The 20339-nt window shown below is 56.1% G+C and carries 19 protein-coding genes; 9 read left to right on the top strand and 10 right to left on the bottom strand.

The window, feature by feature from the left end:
• Positions 1 to 6: 6 nt before the first annotated feature.
• From gmd to GOW92_RS07490, 4 genes are all read right to left on the bottom strand, one after another.
• The gene (gene gmd / locus GOW92_RS07505) at positions 7 to 1131 is read right to left on the bottom strand and encodes a GDP-mannose 4,6-dehydratase (protein ID WP_170559470.1); all 1125 of its coding nucleotides are present in this window, start codon (positions 1129 to 1131) and stop codon (positions 7 to 9) included.
• A gap of 127 nt (positions 1132 to 1258) precedes the next feature.
• Positions 1259 to 2143 carry a phytanoyl-CoA dioxygenase family protein gene (locus GOW92_RS07500; protein WP_170559468.1) on the bottom strand — a complete coding sequence of 295 codons (885 nt, stop codon included), beginning with the start codon at positions 2141 to 2143 and terminating at the stop codon, positions 1259 to 1261.
• A 271-nt stretch (positions 2144 to 2414) separates the two neighbouring features.
• Positions 2415 to 3284: a DUF5666 domain-containing protein gene (locus GOW92_RS07495; protein ID WP_170559466.1), complete on the bottom strand. Its 870-nt coding sequence runs from the start codon at positions 3282 to 3284 to the stop codon at positions 2415 to 2417.
• A gap of 2 nt (positions 3285 to 3286) precedes the next feature.
• Positions 3287 to 4117, bottom strand: a complete 831-nt coding sequence (locus tag GOW92_RS07490) for a DUF6502 family protein (protein ID WP_170559464.1) — start codon at positions 4115 to 4117, stop codon at positions 3287 to 3289.
• Positions 4118 to 4270: 153 nt separating this feature from the next.
• On the opposite strand from GOW92_RS07490, the gene GOW92_RS07485 reads away from it, so the two are divergent.
• Genes GOW92_RS07485 through GOW92_RS07475 form a run of 3 tightly spaced genes read left to right on the top strand, consistent with a single transcriptional unit; the run spans position 4271 to position 7988 of the window.
• Positions 4271 to 5896 carry an amino acid adenylation domain-containing protein gene (locus GOW92_RS07485; RefSeq protein WP_170559462.1) on the top strand — a complete coding sequence of 542 codons (1626 nt, stop codon included), beginning with the start codon at positions 4271 to 4273 and terminating at the stop codon, positions 5894 to 5896.
• Complete coding sequence (locus GOW92_RS07480) at positions 5896 to 7209, top strand: hypothetical protein (protein ID WP_170559460.1); 1314 nt, start codon at positions 5896 to 5898, stop codon at positions 7207 to 7209. Before GOW92_RS07485 ends, GOW92_RS07480 begins: the two co-directional genes overlap by 1 nt.
• A 2-nt stretch (positions 7210 to 7211) precedes the next feature.
• A complete protein-coding gene (locus GOW92_RS07475) occupies positions 7212 to 7988 on the top strand; it encodes an enoyl-CoA hydratase-related protein (RefSeq protein WP_170559458.1) in 777 nt (258 codons plus the stop codon).
• Positions 7989 to 8051: 63 nt separating this feature from the next.
• Here GOW92_RS07475 and GOW92_RS07470 read toward each other — a convergent pair whose 3' ends face one another.
• The 4 genes from GOW92_RS07470 to GOW92_RS07455 form a co-directional block, all read right to left on the bottom strand.
• The gene (locus tag GOW92_RS07470; RefSeq protein WP_170559456.1) at positions 8052 to 9158 is read right to left on the bottom strand and encodes a lyase family protein; all 1107 of its coding nucleotides are present in this window, start codon (positions 9156 to 9158) and stop codon (positions 8052 to 8054) included.
• The gene (locus GOW92_RS07465; RefSeq protein ID WP_170559454.1) at positions 9151 to 10665 is read right to left on the bottom strand and encodes a tripartite tricarboxylate transporter permease; all 1515 of its coding nucleotides are present in this window, start codon (positions 10663 to 10665) and stop codon (positions 9151 to 9153) included. The genes GOW92_RS07470 and GOW92_RS07465 overlap by 8 nt, the downstream gene beginning before the upstream one ends.
• 6 nt (positions 10666 to 10671) lie before the next feature.
• A complete protein-coding gene (locus tag GOW92_RS07460) occupies positions 10672 to 11139 on the bottom strand; it encodes a tripartite tricarboxylate transporter TctB family protein (protein ID WP_170559452.1) in 468 nt (155 codons plus the stop codon).
• A gap of 69 nt (positions 11140 to 11208) precedes the next feature.
• Positions 11209 to 12168, bottom strand: a complete 960-nt coding sequence (locus tag GOW92_RS07455) for a tripartite tricarboxylate transporter substrate binding protein (RefSeq protein ID WP_170559450.1) — start codon at positions 12166 to 12168, stop codon at positions 11209 to 11211.
• A 100-nt stretch (positions 12169 to 12268) separates the two neighbouring features.
• On the opposite strand from GOW92_RS07455, the gene GOW92_RS07450 reads away from it, so the two are divergent.
• The 3 genes from GOW92_RS07450 (at position 12269) to GOW92_RS07440 (ending at position 15282) form a co-directional block, all read left to right on the top strand.
• Positions 12269 to 13183: a LysR family transcriptional regulator gene (locus GOW92_RS07450; protein ID WP_170559448.1), complete on the top strand. Its 915-nt coding sequence runs from the start codon at positions 12269 to 12271 to the stop codon at positions 13181 to 13183.
• Between the two features lie 155 nt (positions 13184 to 13338).
• Entirely contained in the window at positions 13339 to 14097 is a 759-nt protein-coding gene (locus tag GOW92_RS07445) for a hypothetical protein (protein WP_170559446.1), read from the top strand.
• 186 nt (positions 14098 to 14283) lie between these two features.
• Positions 14284 to 15282 carry a LacI family DNA-binding transcriptional regulator gene (locus GOW92_RS07440; RefSeq protein WP_170559444.1) on the top strand — a complete coding sequence of 333 codons (999 nt, stop codon included), beginning with the start codon at positions 14284 to 14286 and terminating at the stop codon, positions 15280 to 15282.
• On the opposite strand, the gene GOW92_RS07435 is transcribed toward GOW92_RS07440, so the two are convergent.
• Both GOW92_RS07435 and GOW92_RS07430 read right to left on the bottom strand, forming a co-directional pair.
• Complete coding sequence (locus tag GOW92_RS07435) at positions 15283 to 16416, bottom strand: Gfo/Idh/MocA family protein (RefSeq protein ID WP_170559442.1); 1134 nt, start codon at positions 16414 to 16416, stop codon at positions 15283 to 15285.
• Positions 16417 to 16455: 39 nt separating this feature from the next.
• Entirely contained in the window at positions 16456 to 17559 is a 1104-nt protein-coding gene (locus GOW92_RS07430) for a Gfo/Idh/MocA family protein (RefSeq protein WP_170559440.1), read from the bottom strand.
• A 115-nt stretch (positions 17560 to 17674) separates the two neighbouring features.
• Here GOW92_RS07430 and iolC point away from each other — a divergent pair, with 115 nt between their 5' ends.
• From iolC to GOW92_RS07415, 3 genes are read left to right on the top strand one after another with little or no spacing between them, the layout of a single operon-like run.
• Entirely contained in the window at positions 17675 to 18655 is a 981-nt protein-coding gene (gene iolC, locus GOW92_RS07425) for a 5-dehydro-2-deoxygluconokinase (protein WP_368040261.1), read from the top strand.
• A gap of 9 nt (positions 18656 to 18664) precedes the next feature.
• Complete coding sequence (locus GOW92_RS07420; RefSeq protein ID WP_170559436.1) at positions 18665 to 19501, top strand: 5-deoxy-glucuronate isomerase; 837 nt, start codon at positions 18665 to 18667, stop codon at positions 19499 to 19501.
• Entirely contained in the window at positions 19498 to 20337 is an 840-nt protein-coding gene (locus GOW92_RS07415) for a class II fructose-bisphosphate aldolase (protein WP_170559434.1), read from the top strand. The genes GOW92_RS07420 and GOW92_RS07415 overlap by 4 nt, the downstream gene beginning before the upstream one ends.
• Positions 20338 to 20339 lie beyond the last annotated feature (2 nt).

Raw genomic sequence — 20339 nt, 5'->3', positions numbered from 1 at the left:
CGCGCCTCAGCCATTTTCCAGAGAGACCGGCATTTCGTAACCATGCTGTTTCAGCAAAGCATGGCGTTTAGCAGTCTTCAGGTCCTCGGTGATCATTTCAACGCACATTTGCTGAACGGTCAGTTCCGGCTCCCAGCCCAGTTTGTTTTTGGCGTTCGAAGGATCGCCAAGCAATGTTTCCACTTCAGCCGGGCGGAAATACTGCGGGTCAATGCGCATGATCACGTCACCTGACTTTAATGCAGGGGCGTTATCGCCTTCGACAGATTTGACGGTGGCAACTTCGTCCACGCCCTCGCCCGAGAATTCAAGCGTCACACCCAGCTCAGCGGCAGACCATTCGATGAATTGGCGGACCGAGTACTGAACACCTGTTGCGATAACGAAATCCTCGGGGGCGTCCTGTTGCAGCATCAACCATTGCATCCGAACGTAATCCTTTGCATGCCCCCAGTCGCGCAAGCTGTCGATGTTGCCCATGTAAAGGCAGCTCTCAAGACCCTGGGCAATGTTGGAGAGACCACGGGTGATCTTGCGCGTCACGAAGGTTTCGCCCCGGCGTGGGCTTTCATGATTGAACAGGATACCGTTGCAGGCATACATGCCATACGCTTCGCGGTAGTTCACTGTAATCCAATAGGAATACAGCTTGGCCACCGCATAAGGGGAACGCGGATAAAACGGCGTTGTCTCGCGCTGCGGCGTTTCTTGGACCAATCCGTACAGTTCTGACGTGGACGCCTGATAAAAGCGCGTCTTTTTCTCAAGACCCAGAAACCGGATCGCCTCTAGCAGACGCAAGGTACCAATCGCGTCCACATCAGCGGTGTATTCCGGCGATTCAAAACTGACCGCCACATGGGACTGGGCACCAAGGTTATAAACCTCGTCCGGCTGAACCTCCTGAATGATGCGGGTCAGATTGGATGTATCACTTAGGTCACCATAATGCAGGTGCAGGCGCGGATTTGGCACATGCGGGTCCTGATAAATGTGATCAATACGCTGCGTGTTAAACGAAGACGCACGGCGCTTAATCCCGTGAACTTCATACCCTTTTTCCAGCAAAAGCTCGGCAAGATAAGATCCATCCTGCCCCGTAATTCCAGTCACCAATGCCGTTTTTGTCATAGCCGCGATCCGAGAGTATCTGATTTGCTTTTGCAGTTTCAGAAACAGCAATATACCCCTGAATGCAACCCTACGCCGCCGTCAGGCTTTGATTTCACAGACGTTGGATACCATTGGCGCAAGCGTTTCAGGACGACGCATATAACGGCACGGATCCCTTTGCGCCTTCCGCCAGAGCTTTGCTTTGATCGTTGCGAACCTTTTCATACAGCGCCAACGCGTCCGCAGAAAACAACTCGGTTGGAGGCTGGACGTGAACGAAGTTGCTTTGGCCGTCCTGACCGCGCGCCAGCATTGCATAGTCGCGTTCTGCCACCAGTTGTTTGGCATTTGGGTTGAGATATCGGATCGCAAGACCAATGCGCCGGTCATCGGATTGATTGGGACCAGATCCGTGGATCGTCAGCCCATGATGCAGCGACATTTGCCCTGGTGCCAGTTCGATGTGGGTTTTATCTTCCTCGGCGACATCCACAGCAACCTCTTGGCCGCGCGACAGAAGATTGGTGTCTGAATACGTATCCTTATGAGGAAGGATCGGGTTCTTGTGACTGGCACGCACAAAATCCATACATCCACTTTCTACCGTTGCCGGAGACAACGCGATCCACGCAGTGATCTGATCCGGGGTTTCGCCCATTCCCCAATAGGTTAGATCCTGATGCATGCCTACGGTATGAGCTGTGTGTGGCTCTTTGATAAAGAATTCAGCTGACCAGACCATAATATCCGGGCCCAAAACGCCTTCGACCACGTCCAGCACGCGGGAATCCATCGCAACCCTGGCCGCAAGCGGCATCACCAGATGCGCGTTGACGCGTTTGTAAGTGTTCAACGGCAATGGCAGGTCTGCGTCAAGCCATTCCTGCTCAATCCGCTCAAGTTCTGCGCGGGTTTCAGCGGCCTCTTCCTCGGAAAAGATGGTCAGCGGGAAAAGAAAACCGTCCTCCCAATAGCTGTCGGATTGCGCCTGGCTAAGTGCGACGTCGCGCGATGGGTTGCTTTCAGACATCTGGCCTACCTTCTCAAAAACTTGCTCGATCAGAGGAATTGCCCAGCGCTGCCCGCAGGGCACCTAACGTGTGTGAGACGATAAGTTCAGTATTGCCTCTGGGGCAAGTAACCTCGAGTTTCATTTCTGACACGCTTTCGTGTCCTCGAAATTTTGATGTGCCCCGTAAGGATTGGAAGCCCAGTATTGGAAGCCCAGTACAGATCAAGGGTGCCGCCAGTTCTATTCAGTTCAAAGGCATCATATGAAGGTCAAGACGGGATCGCGGGCTTCAACACCCCAGCTGACCAAAGATTTCAGCGTTGCCTGAATCTACCAGATCACTGCCATCGCCACAGCGGATAACACGGGTATTCGGGTCGATCATTTCGGGTTGATCGCTATAGGCGACCATGCCGCTTCCCAGAACCGTATAAAGTCCACTAGGCTGAGGTGCAGAGTAATAGCCCTGAACCTGAACAACGCCGACCGCACCGGCGAACAAACCTGTTTCCAACCGCTCTGCCTTGATCCCATCCGGTGTTGGCTGTCCGATCACGCGGACAAGGTCACCGGGTGACAGATGTTGCGGTTCAAATCCATTGATAGCGCTTGCTCCGATCAATGCTCGGGCCTGAGCGTCAAGCCCAAGGTAAGTGCCCGACAGCCTTGCTTGATGCTCGGTGTTTGTCAGTTTTTCGATGCGTGAGGCGCGCACAGCCTGACCTTCCCACAACCCGCTGATTGCGACCCAATCGCCAACCTGAATGTCAGCACGACCTGCGACTGTAACTTCGGTCCCAAGAACTGATACCAAGCCGTCCCGCACAGCCGTCGCAGGTCCGACCAAGGGCAGGACTTGCCGGATATTCTGTGCGTGCCACCCGCCATTATCCCGAGTCGCTATGACTGCAACGGTGTGACCCGGCTTCAACTCGCCCGCAGTAATCACGGGCACCGAACCGGCAACCTGCATCTCGTCGTCGAACAGAATATGCTGCCCATTCACATGGATGCTGCCCAGATGGGTAATTGTCCCAACGATACCCGTACCGATAATACCGCCTTCGCGCTCGGTTTTGGCGTTGTCCTCTGCATTACTCGGAGCGGACAGCCAAGACACAATGAGCAATGTCGCGAGCACACGAAGAAACACATCCATACTTACTCATCCTCTTCCGTGAATTTGCCTTGCGGCTGCTGCGGTGCGGGCAGGACAAACACACCCATTGCAAACCGACCGCTGTGTCCGCCGTCACTCTCCTTTTCCTGCAACCCCCGGGCGAGAGTATTGACCTCTTGCAACAACGATTGCGCCCGCTCAGACGAAAGTTGGCGCAATTCGTCAATCGACTCTGGCGACAGATGTGAATACCGCACTGCACGGTCGAAATTGCGAGGTGCGTCCGGTTCTGCCAACAGGTTCTGCGTTGCCGCCTCTAAATGTGCGGACAGCGTTGCCTCATAGGCCGCGACTTGTTCAGCACTACCAGCAGTTGGAAGAAATGCTTGAGATACCAAACGAAGCTGCCCCTTTTCACCATGCTCCACGCTCATTTGGTCAATCAGTGTTTCCAGAACGGTACCAGGCGCCATGTCCACCCGCGTGCGTCGCACCAGGTCATCAAATCCCGGACCAGTTTCGTCGCCTTTACGACTCAGCACCCGAGGGGCACCCGTTTCATCCAGAAATTCAGGGGCAGTCGACCAGTAACTGATGACCAGAGCTGCCGCATTGGAGCTGCGCTTCTTGGGGGCATCATCACCAGTATTTCGCAGGCGTTTGACATCCTTGCGATGCAGACCCGTCAACAGGCTGGCGCGACTGTCGCTTAGCTTTTCGTCCGCAGTTTGTTCGGCTGCCGTCAGCAAGGCCTGTTTCAATGCTTCGGTTGCGGTTCCAAGCGTAACCCCATGCGCAACCATTGCCTGCGCCAGCGGGACCAGCAACGCAGACAGCGCGGCTTCAAGGGGAGGTTTGGGTTCATTCGACATCTGGGCACTCGTCACAGGTTGGTAGCTGATAACATCTTCCTAGAATTAACGAATTCAACGCTTTCGTGTTCAAAATGTGATCGAATGTGATCAATAATGGGAATTTTTCCCATTATCACTATGGTGTGACCCCCTCTTGAACTGGAGAATGCCATGCACGTTATCGCAACCGATCCCCAGACAAACTACCCCCTTCTGACGCTAAACGACCTCTCTCGCGCTGCAGGGCCGGATGCGCTGGATGCGCTGAGCCCCGAAGATCAGGAGCAGTTTCTGGCTTTTGGCTGGGGGCCGCAGGTTCTGCCTCGCCATGCCACCATCGCCGACGCGCTGTGTCAGTCATTACTGAGGCAGGCCGATGCCACAGCGGTAGAATTTGCCGATCATAGCCTCACCTATCGGACGCTGGACGAAGCCTCGAACCGGCTGGCGAATGTCATGCGCGCCCATGGTGTGAAACGCGGCGACGCTGTGTGCTTGTTCTTGCACCGTTCGATCGAAATGATCGTGGGAATCGTCGCGGCCATAAAACTTGGGGCCGCCTATATTCCCCAGCATGTCGGTGTCGCGCCAACAGAAACCTTGCGCCATGTTGCCAAGGTAACCGATGCAAAAATCATCCTCAGCCTGAGTGAACTAACAGACCAAGTCCCCGTTAGCTTGAATCAGACGCTGATCACCATTGATACGACGATGTTTGACCCGATGCTGGACGCTCCGGCACCCGGTCCCGCGTATCGGGCCGACCCGGACGACTTGGCGATGATACTGTTCACCTCAGGCACAACCGGCGTTCCGAACGGTGTACAGGTTACGCATCGGAATCTGGCTAACATTCTGCTGACCAGCCCCGGAGATCTGGGGATGCGGCCGGGCCTGCGCGTCGGACAGATCCTGTCGATCTCATTCGACATGGCGGCGTGGGAGATCCTTGGCGCTTTATCCAATGGCGCGACGCTGGTCATTCGCGGCAAGTCAATTCAGGAAACGGCTGAGAATGTGGATATTCTGATCGCCACGCCATCGATCCTGAACGCGCTAGACGACACCCGTTGCACTCAGGTCAAAACTGCTGCCGTAGCAGGCGAACCCTGTCCGCGACCGCTGGCCGATCGCTGGTCTTCCTTTTGCACCTTCTACAATTCCTGTGGTCCAACCGAGACCACCATCATCAATACAGCCGAGCCCCACTTCGCCGACAAGCAGGTTCTGTCAATTGGGCGCCCTACACCGAACAACACGGTCTATGTTCTGGACGAAAACCTGCGCCCGCTACCCATCGGCGAGAAAGGAGAGATGTGGGCAGGCGGCGATTGTGTCACAGCTGGTTACCTCGCCAACCCCAAGCTGACAGCCGAGCGTTACCGGCCTGACCCATTCCGGCCTGGCCACATGATGTTCCGCACCCGTGATCTGGGCCGCTGGACGGATACCGGTGAGCTTGAGCATTTCGGGCGCGTTGACGATCTGGTCAAAGTACGCGGTTTCCGGGTTGAACTGGACGGCGTTACGACGGCGCTTGAGGCATCGCCCTGCTGTCAGCAGGCAGTGACCTTGCAATATGACAGTCGCAATCTGGTCAGCTTCATCTCACCATCTTCGGCATGCCCCAAGAGGGCCGCGCGATCTGTATCAGATCGACTGCCATACTACTGCAGCCCCACCGTTGTGGTCCCGATGGATGCCCTGCCCCGCACTCCGCGTGGGAAGCTGGACAAGCGTGTTCTGCTCGATCTGGCGCGCAGCCATATCGCAGCAACCGGTGCGGAGTTGAACTGATGACAACGCAGACGACAAACCTTGAAACTAGCGGCCTAAACTGGCGGCGTGTCACACGTCACCCGGCCCTGATGGAGTACCGACGTCTTGCGATTCTTGTTGCGTTGGCAAATCTGGCCGTCTTTGTGATTGGATTGCGCGACGGGGCCTGGTTCACAGAAAACGCTTTTGCGCTTGGTCCGATTGCGGACATGGCGTTGATCAACATCAGCCTGGGCATCCTGATCCGGCAGCAGCGGGTGGTCAACACCCTGTTCTGGCTGGCCACCCGTATTCCCACATCGTGGCCGCTGTGGATCCGCTGGGGGGCTGGCAAAGTGTTCCACTTCGGCGGGTTGCATTCGGGCGGCGCTGTGGCCGGGACCATCTGGTTCGGCTTTCTTCTTTTTGCGATGGTTTGGAACCGCGTGGACGGAGCCACCGCGCCGTCGGATCTGACACTGGGCCTAAGCGCGACAATGGTCGCCCTGATGACAATAATGGTGATATCGGCTCTCGGCCCGATCCGCGCGCGGTTCCACAATACGTTCGAGAAAACGCATCGCTTTGTCGGTTGGACGGTCCTGGGGTTGTTTTGGGCCCAGACTATCTCGGTCACAAGTGACATGGGTGGGATGTTGCTGCACAGCCCGGCCTTCTGGATGCTCTGCCTGATCACTCTGTCGATCCTGTCCCCTTGGCTGACCTTGAAACGCGTGAAGGTTCGGATCGAAAAGCCGTCGAACCATGCAGTGATTGCGCAGTTTGACTATGGAGATACTCCGTTCCCCGGCAGTTCGAACGCGATCAGCCACACCCCGTTTGGCGAGTATCACTCATTCGCCAATATCCCATCCCCGGACCAGCCGGGTTACCGATTGGCCATCAGCCGTGCGGGCGACTGGACCGGGCGTTTCATTGACAATCCGCCCAAAAAAGTTTGGGTCAAGGGCATCACCACATCCGGTGTCGCGCGGATCGAAGTGCTGTTCAAAAAGGTGGTGTATGTGGGCACTGGTTCAGGTATCGGCCCGATCTTGCCGCATCTGTTGGCTAAGGATGTGCCAAACCGTCTGATCTGGTCCACTCGCAGCCCGCGCAAAACCTATGGTGACGCGCTGGTGGATGAGATCGAAGCCAACACCGAGCAGCCTTTGATCTGGGACACGGACAAAGACGGCAAACCCAATCTGTCGGCCCTTGCCATGCAAGCCGTTCGCGACAGCGGGGCTGAGGCGGTCATCGTGATCTCGAACCAAAAGCTGACCCGCAAGGTTGTGCATGACATGGAAAGCCTGGGCATTCCTGCCTATGGCGCAATTTGGGATAGCTGAGCATGTTTGAGACTATCGAAACCGAAACACGGGGGCGGGTCGCAACGATCCGCTTCAACCGTCCCGATCAGCTAAACGCGCTGAATACGCAACTCATGAACGAAGTCCTGACCGCCGCGACCGCGTTTGACAAAGATCCCGGCATCGGCTGCCTGATCCTGACAGGCAATGACCGGGCCTTTGCCGCCGGGGCAGATATCAGTGAGCTTGCGGTACAGACCTGCGCGACAATGCAGGCCAGCGATTACTTTGCCGAATGGGACAGGTTTGCGGCGCTGCGTCTGCCCAAGGTGGCAGCGGTCAGTGGCTATGCCCTGGGCGGCGGGTGCGAGGTTGCGCTGATGTGTGACATCATTCTGGCCGCGGACACTGCGAAATTCGGTCAGCCCGAAATCAAAATTGGCTGCATTCCGGGGATTGGTGGCACGCAAAGGCTTACGCGGCTGATCGGCCGTGCCAGGGCCATGGATATGATCCTGACCGGGCGCATGGTTGACGCGTCAGAGGCTTTGCAGATGGGTCTGGTCAGTCGCGTAGTGGCAGAGGGTACCTTGTTGAACACCGCGCATGAGGTGGCTGATACCATCGCAGATTACGCCGGTGACATCGTCAGCATGGCCCGCACCTGTATAAACATGGCCGACCAGAGCACCCTAGAAACAGGTTTGCGGTTTGAACGGCAAATGTATCAAGCGCTGTATGGATTGCCTGCCCAGCAAGAAGGTATGAACGCCTTTCTTGAAAAGCGTGAGCCGCAGTTCAGACCAGAAACCCAGTGAGCTTGTCCCATGGCCTCAGTCACCGTTCGAAAACCGAGCGGTGATATGACCAACCTGGCTGCTTTAATGCGGTTTTCCTGCGGTGCTTTTCTCAAAATCGGCAACCTTGAGAGCCATGGCTTCAGAATCCACGATTAGGTTCGCAAAGATCGTTTCGACCCAAGACAAGGCGCCTGATGTGAGCAGGAACGTCTCGGGTACAACGATCCATTCGCCAATCCACATACCCCCAGACCGCTCGTGTTGATGAGTGGTGAACTCGCCAATCTGTTCGGCACGCTGTCGTCCAAGCCGGGCGACAGCCTCTCCAAATTCCGACGCGCGTTGGTTCTGTTTGTGCGCCATAGCCGAAGACACGCCTTTACCGGCTTCATGCACTTCGGACCATTCGGAGATATCTGAAGAAGACAACAAATTGACGTTATGCGAGATCTTGCACAGCGTCGCACACAATCCGCCCAGCGCAATTACAACGTCGGCAAGCCCGTCGCGTGCGTTTTGCCAATGGGGTTCAATCGTGTTCAGACCCAAGGTGGCTGCAACGCCTTCCTTGATGCGATGCCCCGTCCCGTTTTCGTAACCCTGCAGATCACCAACGGGGCCACCAATCTGAACATTCAGACCCCGCGCGCCCGCTTCTTCCAGCGCTTGTGCACGCCTCTGCAGTTCGCCTTTCCAGACGGTCAATTTGGTCCCGACCCGAATGGGCAAGGCATGTTGGCCATTCGTACGACCGATCATGACAATGTCGCCAAGCTGATCGATTTGTTGCTCAATGGCGCTGTTCAGTCTTTGCAGCCCGGTCTGGATGTGCACCAGACCGATCTTCATTTGCAAAGCCAGCGCAGTGTCCATGATGTCCTGCGTTGTCGCCCTGTAGTGGACCTTTGTTGCATGCTCGCCGACCCGGACTCTCAATTGCTCGACAAGTCCAACGATCGGACGCCCGACAAGCATCATGTCTTCGTGCAGGCGCTCGATGTCCAGATTACAGACCGAAACTGCATCCAACGCATCTGCCGCCTCTTGCGGGATCAGGTTTTCCAGCGCCTGATGGCGGGCCAGCGTCTGTTCAACCTTTAGCCAGGCCGAGATCGTGGCGTGTTGCGACCAGATGGACCGCATATCGGCGCTGGAAAAGCAATCGCGGTATAGGGAGTGTTCAAGCATCTTCCAGCTCTCCCTTTGCGATCTTGCGCTCTTTCATTATCCCTCGGATACGGAAAGCAACCGCGCCTGCGCCGATGACCAGAAAAGCCAGCGCGATCGGACGTTCGACAAAGATCAAAGCGCCACCTTCCGACATCAGCAACGACTGGCGGAAGGTCTCTTCCGCACCTTTGGCTAGCACGAAGGAAATGACGAACGCCGCCACGTTGAAGTCGAATTTACGCATCAACCAGCCAGCAAAGCCCGCGCAGGTCATGACCGTGACGTCAAACATTGATCCGCGCGCCGAATAGGCTGCAACAAACGCGGTGAGAAAGATCAGCGGATACAGGACATTGGTGGGGATCTTCAGGATCAGGCCCGCAACCTGAGTGGCACCGAAGTAACCGATAAGACCATAGGCCAGAATACCCAACATCCCGCAGGCGAACAGTTTATAGACCAGCTCTTTGTCAGTCAGGAACAGAGTTGGCCCAACCTGAATGCCGTGGATCAGGAAAACACCCAAAAGGATAGCGCCAATCGTAGACCCCGGGATCCCCAGCGTCAGCAACGGCGCCATCGACGGGCCGGACACCGCGTTGTTTGCAGCTTCGGGTGCTGCGACGCCTTCCAACGCGCCCTTGCCCCACTTTTCGGGGTTTTTGGCGCGGCGTTTGCCTTCACCGTAGGAAATAAAGGCTGCAATGGCTGAACCCAGCCCGGGCAGAACACCGATGCCTGCACCGATAAAACCGCCACGGAACGCATGGGGCAGACAGGGTTTGTATTCTTCCCAGGTTAGGTTGTTGCCACCTGCCGTGCTTTCGTTCTCTTCGGTTTCGCCTGTTGCCTTGCGGCGTGTTTCCAACTGGGCAAAAACCTCACCCAGAACGAATACACCGATCATCAGGGGCACAAGACCAATCCCGTTGGACAAGTCAAACGAGCCAAAGGTATAGCGTTCTTCGCTTGAGATGGGGTCCAATCCGACCATAGCGATCAAAATGCCCATTAAAGCAGATGCCAGTCCCTTGACGATTGAGTTGCCGATAACCGAGCCGATGACCACGAAGGCCGCAAAATAGATCGCAAAGGTTTCAGGCGGGCCCAGCTTGAGCGCAATGGCCGCAATGAATCCGACACCAATGACCAGCAGGATATCCCCCATGAGATCACCAATGACCGAAGATATGGTCGCGACTTTCATTGCCTTTCCGGCCTTTCCGGCGCGCGCAAGCGGATAACCGTCGATCTGTGTCGCAGCACTGGCCGCAGTGCCGGGCGTGTTGAACAGAATTGCCGCGATCGAGCCGCCATAGCGGCCGGACTTTCCGATCACATACAGGAAGGCGAGCGCAAAGAGCGGGGACATATAGAACGTAATGGGCAACAGCATGGCAATCGCTGCAGATGCGGTCAGACCAGGCGTGGCCCCAACAACCATACCCACGGCTGCGGCCAGAACTATGGCAAATAGCAAACTGGGATCAGTTATGACCGAAAGAAGTGCGGGAAAAATTTCCATAACGATTTACCCCTGTATCCAGCTCAGCAGGTCGAAGACCTCGCCATAGGGCGGGTACACGCCCAGCAGCACAAAAAAGATGAGGTGGAAGATCAACGGGCACAGAACGACAGAAATCGCCAGACCGATCCGACTGCGAACTCCGAAAAAGTACAAAACGATTGGCGCGGCGATCGCAGTTGGCAAAAGGTAGCCGAACCAGCGGAACGATTGCTGATAGATCAGGGCGATGATGAACAGGCCAATGATCTGCAGCGTTGCGCCGTTATCCTGTTCCTGACCGGCGTCGCCAACCGGTTGACGGACGGCGCTTAATAGTAACAGGCCGGAAAGAAATAGCAGTGCAATTGATGCTGAAAACGGTACGATGCCAGCCCAGGTATCCCCCGGCGAAGCTGCCGGCACTTGCCAGGCGCCCCAAATGGCAACGATGGAAATAAGGGCAAGCACAAGGCCTTCTGCATAGGCGCGCATATCGTTCCTCCCTGATTACGGTAGATACAAAAAGGCCGGATGAAGAGTATCCATCCGGCCCCGAGGACTTTAGTTGGTCAGACTTTCGACCAGGGGAGCGGCGTCCTCTTTCATTGCGGAAAGCGTCGTTTTGGCGTCCGCGCCATTTTGGTAGACAGGGCCTGTGCCGCGCGACGCCAGCAGTTCGGCGAATTCGGGTTTCGCTGCGATTTGCTCCAGTGCAGTTTCCATCGCGGCGATCACCTCAGCCGGCGTGCCCTTCGGAGCAAACACGATCACCGGAGAGGAGACGGCGGCAAACGGAATGCCCAACTCGCCGAACGCAGGGACGTCTTTCATGATGCCATCGCGTTCCTGACTGTTGACGGCCAACGCACGAAGCTGCTCTTCAAACCCTGCAAGCTGCTGAACACCCAGGAAGCCAAAGTCGGCCTGTTCACCGATCAGTGCGGCACGGGTCGGTCCGCCACCTTTGAACGGTACGTCCTGCGCATCGATGCCGTTATTGGCCAGGAAGCCCATGCCACCAACATGGTGGAAGCCCCCACGACCCGAATGGGCCCAGCGCAGTTGGCCTGGATTGGCTTTGGCCGCGTCAATCACGTCCTGAACGGACTGGAACGGGCTGTTCAGCGGGACCATCAGCGATGTTTGCAGTTGACCGACCTGGGCAACGAACTCAAAGCTGTCCAGCGCGTCGATATCGGTGTCGCGTGTCATGGTCGATAGCAGGAACGAGCCACCCGAGGTCATCATCAAGGTATAGCCGTCGGGGCGTGCACCCACGACCGAGTTTGCACCGTTCAGGCCGCCTGAGCCGGGCTTATTCACAACAACAACAGGAACGTCCAGTACCCCTTCGGCTGCCGCCGAAATTGCACGTGCATAAGCGTCTGTACCGCCGCCGGCCTTGTAAGGAACAACCAGATTGATCGGGCGCTTCGGCCAGTCGGCTGCGAAACTTGCTGTTGCGGTTGCAGTAACGGTTACCGCCGCAAGGACAGCAGTGAGAATAGTTCTACGCTTCATAGCATCCTCCCTAAGATGCGATCCAAATTAGTTTAAAATCAGTGTTAAATAAAATGCAAAGGTGTTATCTTATCTTGCAAATAAGTAAAGAGTCGACCTGATGAATATCAAAGCCCTTCGCGCCTTTCGTGCCACCCTTTCGGAAGGAACGCTGGTCGCCGCATCTGAAATCCTGCACCTGAGCCAGCCAGCAATCAGCCGCTTGATTTCCGGCCTTGAAGCGGAATTGGGCCTGACCCTTTTCGATCGTAGTGGTCGTAATCTGTCACCCACGCGAGAAGGCTTGGCGTTCTACCGCGAAGCGGGGCGTATCTTGGATAACCTTGATGAAGTTCCTCGCATCGCCGCAGAGATCCGAGCAGGGCGTACAGAAACACTGCGCGTCGTCACAATGCCGCGTATCGCCCGCGCGATTTCGGCGCCGGCGCTTGCGATGTTTTTGCAGGCCCACCCAGACACGAACGTAACTCTGGACATCCGCGCGCGGCGCGAGGCCAGTAAATGGCTTGCCGGACGTGAATATGACATTGGCATCGGGGCATTGCCGGTCGAGCATCCAGGCGTAAAGACAAAGCCCCTGCTGCGGGTGCGAGCGCAGGCTGTTCTACCAGCTGCTCACGCTTTGTCTGTCCGCAAAACAGTTACAGCCACAGATCTTGCCAGCGAGCCCGTCATTCGACTGATGAACGGGCTTCTACTACGCGAACAGCTTGACGACATCTTCCGGTCTGCCGGCGTCAATCCCCGTCATACCTGCGAAGTGGCTGCGTCACAGCTTGCCTGTTCGCTTGTGGCGGAAGGCGCCGGCATAACAATTGCTGACGAGTTGGTCGCGGCACAGGAAACAACAGAACGTTTAGCCTTGGTTCCAATCGCACCCGAACGTTGGATGACCTTCGGCCTGTTGTACCCCGCAACGCAGGAAAGATCCCAGGCTCTTCAGGACTTTGAGGACGTTCTGTTTTTGCAGGCGTCAAAGCTATGCAAAAATAGCCCAACTTTGACTCTCGCCTGATAGCCGCTGTCCTGAAGACACTGGTGCGTGTCTGCGATCCCGAATGGGCTTCTGCACGATTGCAACAGCGTTGATGCTCAAGCATCTTGAAACCTCCAACCCAAGGATATTCATCAGCTGCGCGAATTGCGTGGCGCATCTGACGGACACCTAGAATGATGAAGTTGAGCGCAGCCGTTTCAGATTGTCGGGTTATCAATTTACCCGAGAACAAAGGCAGACGGCTTCATATGACCAATTTGATGAACAGGCACGGTCTCGATTTCTCATTTTCGGAAGGAATTACAGGACAAAGCCATGCCTTGAACTGCGCCAAAGCACATCTTGCGGCATTGGAGTCAATCAAGACGCTGCCAGCTTTAGTTCTGGAGGATGATGTCGCACCGATAACCGAAAGCCTCACCATTCCAGAAATTCCAAGTGACGCGGACATAGTTTACTTGGGCGTTTCACCTTTCGGTTGTTTTCCCTGGACACGTAGCAATGTTCGACGCTTTGGCCATCGCGCGCATTACAACCTCGCTCTCGCCTCCACTGAAGACGACAATTGGCTAAGGTTACACTCAATGGCCGGTGCAATAGCCATTCTTTATGCGTCACAAACGGGGCTGGAGACATGGCGAAATGCGATGCTTGCGGCCATAAAACGAAGTAAGCCGTTTGATGTGTTCACTGCGTACAAAATGACCTCTTTTAACGTTTACGCACCTCACCGCCCCGTTTTCTTTGAAGAGCCCAGCCTGCAACGCCCGCTTAAGCATGTTACCCGTGAACAAAGACTTCGATGGACGACAAAACCATTGCCGCCAACTCAGGAAGGAACGATCGTCACAACGCCCACCAAAGGCGGGACAATCCGCGTTCGTGCTGAACTGTGCGGAGAAAATCGTCTTGAATGGTCATTGCTTCAATGAGGTCAACAAAAGGGTGCGACCAAACCGATGATCTTGTACTGTCAGATCCGTGACATGTTCTTTAGCGAAGAACCCAATGACTTTTTCAACCCACTCTTGCAACCGATTGCAAATCTGGCGCAATAGGGCGTAGTATTTTCCTATGAAGTTGAATGAAAACTATCCCCGAACCCGTCGGTGCTTGTCATGAGTGTGACCCTCAAGGAAGTGGCCGCGCTGGCCGGTGTGTCCCGTTCCGCAGTATCCCGAACCTTCACAGAAGGCGCATCTGTCTCACCGAAGACACGCAGCAAGGTCGAAAAGGCTGCGGCTGAACTGGGGTACAGTCCAAACGCACTAGCCTCCTCCCTTACCACCGGCCGGACCAAGTTGATCGGGCTGATTTCCAACAACTTCCACAATCCCATTTTCCTCGAGGTCTTCGACCAATTCACTCGTGCATTGCAAGAACGCGGACTGCGCCCGCTAATTGTAAACCTGACCGATGAAACAGAACCGGCGAACTCAGTTCGAATGTTGCGGCAGTATTCTGTGGACGCCGCCATTGTCGCCTCATCCACCTTGCCGCCCAGCTTTGCCAAAGCATTCCACGATGCAGGCGTTCCGGTCGTGCATACTTTCGGTCGATCTGCGACGTCGCCCGAAGTGCACGTTGTAGGCATCGATAACGTGGAGTGTGGGCGCATGGCGGCACGAGAACTGGTATCGCGGGGATATACTCATATTGGCTATCTGGGCGGTCCAAAAGATGCGACATCGGCTATGGATCGTTTTCGCGGATTCATGGAAGAAGTAGAAAAGCACCCCAAACTTCAAGTTTCGCATTCTTTCGCAGGCGCATATTCATTCGAAGCCGGGCGCGAAGTAATGCTTCAGCAACTGGCGGACAGCCCTGCCGAAGGGTACTTCTGTGGCGACGATATTCTGTCCATAGGCGCCCTGTCCGCATTGTCAGATCATGGGCTGAAACCTGGCAAAGATATTGGCGTCATCGGTCTAAATGACATGGAGATGTCGCGCTGGGAAAGCGTGGATCTGACGACGATTCACCAGCCCATCAAGCAAATTATTACTGCCTCCGTCGATCTGGTCGAAGAGATGCTGAAGGACCCCGAGCGTTACCCCGAGGCCCGAATTTTCCCGTGCCGAGTGATCGAGCGGGGCACGTTGCGGCCCCGCCCGTGATCAGCGGAACATTGGCGGGCGCGCGTCCGTCCACGCCCCATCGTTTTTTGACGAAGCCACTGCGGCGTGCACGGCTGCGATCGACCGAACCCCGTCAGCGGGTGTGGGCAGACCATCACGTGCTTCTCCGCGAATAGCGTCGGCCAGATCGCAATAGATATTGGCAACAGCCAGCGGGAACCCCTCGGGATGGGCGATCGCCACGCGGGACAATCGTTGTGCATCGTCGTGTAGACCGCCCTCGCCTTTTTCGATGATTTGCGTCCGGCCACCAACAGGCGTGTAGATCAGTTGATTGGGCTGTTCCGACGCCCAGCGCAGCCCTCCGGTTTCGCCGAAAACTTGAATGTCGAAACCATGCTGCCGTCCGATCGCTACGGATGACGTCCACAAACGGCCAACCGCACCACCTTCGGTTCGGAAGTTGATCATGGCGTCGTCCTCAAGTTCGCGGCTTGAAATGGTTGACGCCATATCGGCAGACAAGGTCTTAACCTCATCATCGCTTATAAAACTGGCCATGTGCAGCGCGTGGATGCCACAATCAGCGAACTGGCCGGACACACCCGCCATCGCCGGATCATAGCGCCACCGCACCCGCGGATTATCGGCGTCTGTCGCATCACCATGGTGGCCGTGGCTGAAATTAGTCACGACCAGACGCACTTTGCCAATGTCTCCGGCGCGGACCATCGCTCGGGCCTGTCGCACCATCGGATAGGCGGAATAGCAGTAGTTCACTGCACATATCCTGCCCGAAGCTTCTGCGACGCGGACAATCTCTTCGCCCTCTTCCACAGTCATCGTCATCGGCTTTTCGCAAAGTACGTTAAACCCGGCTTCCAGGAACGATTTGGCAATCTCAAAATGGGTTGAGTTCGGCGTGGCGATCGTGACTAGGTCGACCCGGTCGGCACGGTCCTTTTCACCCGCCAGCATTTCCTGCCAGTCGCCATAGGAACGATCCGTCGCCACGCCAAGCCTTTGCGCATATTCTCGCCCGACTTCGGGGCGGTGATCCAAAGCCCCGGCTGCCAACTCGAACATCCCATCCGCCAACGCCCCCAACCGGTGCGCGGGTCCGATCTGACTGCCTTCGCCGCCACCAATCATTCCCCATTTCAGCTTTGCCATGGTTCTCGTCTTTCTTTGATTGTCTCTTTGTTCTTACGTTTAGACGGTGCTGACGTCTTGCCATTGCCTTTGCTCTGACGATTTCAGCGCAGCTGCCAGCACGCAGTTGACCTCATGCCCATCGCGGAATGTGGGCCAAATAGCTTTGCCTGAATGGATGGCCTCAAGAAAGTCCTTAGCCTCGATGATAATTTGGTCCTGATAGCCGGTTCCGTGGCCCGGGCCCTGACAAAATGGTTCGTAATCAGGATGGGCCGGGCCGGTCAGGATCTTTGTGAAACCTCTTTCAGCCTCTGGCCCTTCGCGCCGATAAAGCCAGAGTGCGTTTTGATCTTCCTGATCGAAACGGATTGCCCCCTTAGTACCAGAAATCTCGTAGGCATAGCCCATCTTTCGTCCCGTCGCGATGCGGCTGACATAGATATTGCCCATCGCGCCGCTGGCGAAACGGCACATGATCTGTGCGTGATCATCATTGGTAACGGTGCCACCGGGGCGTTCTTGATGAACAGTTTCTACCTCTGCCATAACCTCAGCAATTGGACCGATCAGGGCCAGCGCGCCGTTGATCATATGCGGGGCGAGATCGCCTATCGTACCGTTGGCCATACCTGTAGTCCGCCATGTGGCCGGGGCTTCGGGATCGGCATAGAAATCTTCGGTATGCTCACCGCGGAACCAGGTGATGTCCCCTAGTTCTCCGCCAGCAATCAACTGCCGGGCAAACTGCGTTGCAGGGGTTCTGACATAGTTGAACCCGACCATATTGGTGACGCCTGCTGCCTCGGCTGCGGCGACCATCGCGCGTCCGTCATCCAACGACGACCCAAGGGGTTTTTCGCATAGCACCGGCTTGCCCAAAGCCAATGCAGCCTCTGCAATCTGTCTGTGAGTTGTTTGAGGCGAGGCAATCACGACGGCATCCACAGCCGGGTCGTTTACCAACACAGCCCAATCCGAGGTCGCGCGATGAAATCCATAAGCCGCGCGGTACCGTTCGGCGCTTTCAGGGGTGGACGCACAGATCATCTCAAGACGCGGCCGCAACGCCGTGTTGAACACCGCGCCAACGGCTGACATCGCGACCGAATGAGCTTTGCCCATATAGCCACCGCCAATGATTCCAATTCCGATTTCAGACATCTGCAACGGCTCCGAACAATGTATTTGCAACCGGTTGCAAAATCAGTATCGTGTGAATCGATTCAACGCAAGGACCAACGATCCTCGCCAGCCCCTTTTTGCCGGAGGACACGACGTGAGTGCTTTGATAGACGGTATCAAAGGAAACCGGTTTGCGGTCTTCGGGCGTGCAGGCATGGACCTGTATGCCGATCCGGTTGGCGTCAAAAGCGAAGACGCCAATGCGTTTCACGCCGATCTGGGCGGGTCATCTGCGAATATCTGCGCCGGGTTGGTCAAGCTGGGCAGTCGGGCGTCGCTGATCACTTCGGTCTCAGACGATGCTGTTGGCCGCTTCTGCCTGAACAAGCTGGCGCACTACGGGGTAGACACTTCTTACATCCGGATCGTCGGTGGTGAATACCGCATGTCGCTTGCGGTTTACGAAAGCCGGCTCGAAGATTTCCAGAACGTCATCTATCGCAATGGCGCCGTCGACTTTCAGGTGACTGAGGAGGACATGGACAAGGTCGATTACGGTGAATTTTCAGCAGTGATATCTGCCGGAACCGTATTTGCAGCAGAACCCTCGCGCAGTGCCACGTTTCGTGCCTTCGACAACGCCCGCAAGGCAGGGTTGCCAGTGATTTTTGACATCGACTACCGCCCCTACAGCTGGCCATCCCCTGAGGTGGCTTCCGAGGTCCTGTCGCGCGCAGGCGAGGCAAGCGATCTGATCGTTGGCAATGACGAAGAGTTCGGGTTTATGGCAGGCGGCATTGAAAAAGGCTTTGAAAAGGCCAAGGAACTCGCCGCGAAACCGGGTCGGATCGTGATCTACAAAATGGGCGAAAAAGGCGCGGTAACCTTCGTGGACGGACAGGAAATCGAAACAGGTATCTATCCGGTCACCGCCGTCAAACCCAACGGTGCCGGTGACAGCTTTATGGCGGGTCTACTGGCCTCTATCGCCGCCGGGAGCGAGCTTAAGGATGCGGTCATGCGCGGCTCAGCCTGCGCCTCGATCGTCGTGTCCAAACCGGGCTGCGCTCCGGCCATGCCAACAACGCCGGAACTGGACGCATTTCTTGCCTCTCATCCCGGCCCAGCGACATAGGAACCCCTCATGCACATCGCTCCCTATGAAAATCAGAACAAACCGATCGTCGACGTCGAGGATTCAACCGTTCCGCTGAATTACTTTAACATCGTCAAACTGAAAAAAGGCGAAGCGTTCGAGTATCAGGTGCCGGGTTATGAAACCTGCATCGTCCCGGCCACCGGCAGTGTTGATATCGATGTAGAAGGCGTGCAATTCGCCAAGCTCGGAAATCGGGGCGAGGACGTCTGGGACGGTGACCCAGAAGGCGTCTACGTACCGGTTGGTGCGAAAGCCCAACTGGTTTGTGTGTCCGCCGACGCCGAGGTCTTCATAGCCGGTGCCAAATACGACAAGGTGCTGGAACCCTTCGATGTTCGCGAACACGATTTGGTTCAATACGGCAGTGATGACACCAAAACGCATCGCAAGATTAAACACATTCTCGGACAAAAACAGCACGACAAAGTCGGACGCCTTTTGGTCAGCGAGCTTTTCACCGTTGGTCAGGGCGGCTGGTCCGGATTCCCCAGCCACAAGCATGATACGAACCGCCTGCCGGATGAAACCCGGCACGACGAAACCTATAACTTCCGATTCAAACCGAACTGGGGTTCGGGTCTGCAAATGTTGCAACGTGAGGACAACGAGCCGGGCGACGCGTACCATATCGTCGACGGATCCACGATCTGCATCGACAATGGCTATCATCCATGCTGCGTGCTGCCAGGATACGAGATGTACTATTTCACCATTCTTGGCGGCCTAAGCCAGCGCTCGTTGGTGCAATTTTTCCAACCAACGCATGCCTACCAGATCGAGACGATTCCTGGCATCAAAGATATGATTGCAAAGTTCAAATGACCTTAGTCACTCTGAAGGACGTCCTGACCCCGGCTCATATGCAAGGCTACGCCGTCGGCGGTTTGGTCACACTGGGCTGGGAAGACATGCGCGCTTATGTGGCCGCGGCCGAGGCTGAAAACGCCCCGGTGATCCTGCAGGCTGGCCCCAGCTGCCGCGAACACACGCCGCTGCCTGTTCTGGGCAAAATGTTTCGCTATCTGGCCGAAAATGCTTCGGTACCAGTCGTGGCGCATCTGGATCATGGCTATACCTTCGAGGACTGCAAAATCGCGCTGGACAGCGGGTTCACATCGCTGATGTTCGACGGGTCGCGCAAGCCGCTGCAACAGAACATCGATGAGACCGCTGCTATTGCCGAAATGGCCCATGCTGCGGGGATTTCCTGCGAAGGTGAGATCGGGTTTGTGGGGTACTCGGGCGGCGAGGGGTCAAACGGCACAGACCCGACCGAGGCCGCCCAGTTCGCCCGCGAAAGCGGTGTGGACGCGATGGCCATTTCAGTTGGAAATGTCCATCTGCAACAGAACAAAGAAGGCGGGTTGGACGAGGCACGTATCGCCGAAATCGACGCTGCGACGGACGTTCCGTTGGTCATTCACGGCGGTTCTGGTGTGCCCGTGGAACAACGCAGCCGATTGGCGAAGGGAACGTCGATCTGCAAGTTCAATATCGGAACCGAACTGCGCATGGCGTTTGGAAACGCTCTGCGCGAGGCAGTCAACCGCGATGCGGACAGGTTTGACCGCGTGACGATCCTGAAAGAAACCCACGACCCGGTTGAAGCGGCAGCCCGCATGGTCATTCGGGCCCTTGGTGCGCCCGCGCAATGGTAAGC

This window comes from Ruegeria atlantica (genome assembly GCF_013032505.1).
Classification (GTDB): domain Bacteria; phylum Pseudomonadota; class Alphaproteobacteria; order Rhodobacterales; family Rhodobacteraceae; genus Ruegeria; species Ruegeria atlantica_F.
This window is presented reverse-complemented; position numbering and strand designations above follow the sequence as displayed.